The sequence below is a fragment of the Bacteroidota bacterium genome (assembly GCA_040388375.1).
In the GTDB taxonomy this organism is placed as follows: Bacteria; Bacteroidota; Bacteroidia; order UKL13-3; family UKL13-3; genus JAAFJM01.
Window position 1 is genome coordinate 1 of the sequence record JAZKBU010000033.1, and the last position, 1,942, is coordinate 1,942.

Annotated in this window: 3 protein-coding genes; all 3 read right to left on the reverse strand. The window is 34.7% G+C overall.

Annotated elements, in window-relative coordinates; all coding sequences use genetic code 11:
- Window positions 1-105: 105 nt before the first annotated feature.
- The 3 genes from V4538_17725 to V4538_17735 all read right to left on the reverse strand — a co-directional run bounded on the left by V4538_17725 (window position 106) and on the right by V4538_17735 (window position 1,642).
- Window positions 106-552, reverse strand: coding sequence for an HNH endonuclease (locus tag V4538_17725; protein ID MES2382892.1), 447 nt, complete (start codon window positions 550-552; stop codon window positions 106-108).
- A 567-nt stretch (window positions 553-1,119) separates the two neighbouring features.
- On the reverse strand, window positions 1,120-1,449 hold the full coding sequence (locus tag V4538_17730; GenBank protein ID MES2382893.1) for a hypothetical protein: 330 nt from the start codon (window positions 1,447-1,449) through the stop codon (window positions 1,120-1,122).
- 22 nt (window positions 1,450-1,471) lie between these two features.
- Window positions 1,472-1,642, reverse strand: coding sequence for a hypothetical protein (locus V4538_17735; protein ID MES2382894.1), 171 nt, complete (start codon window positions 1,640-1,642; stop codon window positions 1,472-1,474).
- Between the last annotated feature and the right edge of the window lie 300 nt (window positions 1,643-1,942).

Below are 1,942 nucleotides of genomic sequence, written 5' to 3' on the forward strand. Positions count from 1 at the left end.
GGTGTTGTATCTATATAAGAGACGCCCCCCTATTCCCCCCAACAGCATCGGGCGGCTGCTAGCCCACAGCCATAGCCACCAACCTATTGTAAAAGCTTAATAAAGCTATAATACTTTTAAGTGATTCCAAAATACACCGCTTTTTATATAACTTATTGTTGCCTCAGAAACACCAAATTCCTTAGCTAGTACGCTTTGTTTACACTCACCAAGTCTACGTTTAATAGACACCACTTGTTCTTTAGTAAGCTTTTTTCCCATACGAAAAGATTTGGCTGCATCCTTTGTATTTTCTGAAAAAGACATTAAACATAGATTATCTAGTTTATTATTTGTTTTGTTATAATCTATATGATGCACAGTTAAGTTTTCATTAAACCCTTGTATAAAATATTTAGCAACCAATCTATGAACAAGCTTAAACTCTCGTGAACCATCTGCGCATATTAAAGAAACTTGTTTATATCCAGATGTATTAGTTTGCTGTTTAAGTATTTTTTCTTTATTAAATCTATAGCTAATAACATCGCCGCACGATGTTACAGCATACATTGCACTTGTATTTAATATAAAGCATTTCATAAAAACCCCCAACCTATATATACATATATATAACGTATTTCAGGTATATATTCAAGGCGTGTTTACAAGCTGTCTCATTAACAGTTCATATTAATTCACTGTGTAAATTCACTCAGAAGTGAATTTTGTTTCTCCACTCCCCGCCTACATATGGATTGCGGCTGGTCGTAACACCTTGATTATATTTAAAAACATATTTTCCGCGGCGACGTATATTTATATTGTGCCTATTGCTTCCAGACTTAATGTCTTTCAGCGGCACGACGTTAAGGAGTCGCCGCTTACTGCGTTTATCAACTTGCAAGCGTCAGCGCCGCTACCATACTAAAAGTGCTTAGTGTTCGTTAAGAATGTCGCATAAAACCACGGCTTCATTCTCACTAGTAACATGAAACAACCATAAACTATTAAATGATTTATCACCGATAGGCCTAACAGCCCACATGTCATAATAACAAACGTCTAAAAAATATTCCCAATTATTATTCATAAATACCCCCGCCTATAATACCGTATTACCATATGCTATCGACGTAACTAAGGAAAGTTCTCTTTATATATAGCTACAGCTTTATGGATAAGTTGATTTATCTTCTTAATACTCTTAGTGACCGCCTCACCCATGGAATCACCTGCGCTAAGGTGTCTATAACACTCCGATACACCTTCTAGGGCTATCTCTTCTCTTTGTATTTTATCAGGCATACGCCACAAAGCTTTCCAAAATAGTTTATGAGCATTCTCTTGTATAAACAACATATCAACTTGTATTTGTTTTTCCCGTTCTTGTAACAATAAAGCTCGTATATATTTCTCTGGCTTAGGGTATTTGCTATAAATGAGTATTTTATTTATTAGGTTATCCACTAAAACCCCCTACGTAATTATACTAAACATCAAACACTTCTGCATCGTTACTTGTAAGCCGTTTCTTAAGCAGCTCTGCGTACAATTTGCACTCATCTCTGCTAGAGAACTTCCCTAGAATAATATTGTCCAGGCTTGCTAATACATAATAACTCAAACCATTTTTGTTTAACGCTGTTATTTTAAATTTCATTAATATCTCCTCTTTAATATACAATTATCTACATTATTCCAGCATGTTTTAAATTCTTTATGGGTTATTCTTGGTGAATGGCTTATAAGGCATAACTCGTATTTAATAAGACAAATGCCTTCGATAGGTGCTTTTATTCTAGTTAAAGACTCAATTTGTGCTGAATACATTATAGTTAATAAGCTTAATTCTAGTAACATTACTATTTCTCCTTACTCCATTGATAATAACTAAAGATGTTAAGAGCAAAATATATACAAGCCATGCCAGCGACGCCGTATTGTTCTGAGCTACTACAAC

Excerpts from the sequence above, each read along its gene's own strand:
- V4538_17725 (MES2382892.1), bottom strand. The coding sequence starts at position 552 with ATGTATGCTGTAACATCGTGCGGCGATGTTATTAGCTATAGATTTAAT.
- V4538_17735 (MES2382894.1), bottom strand. The coding sequence starts at position 1,642 with ATGAAATTTAAAATAACAGCGTTAAACAAAAATGGTTTGAGTTATTAT.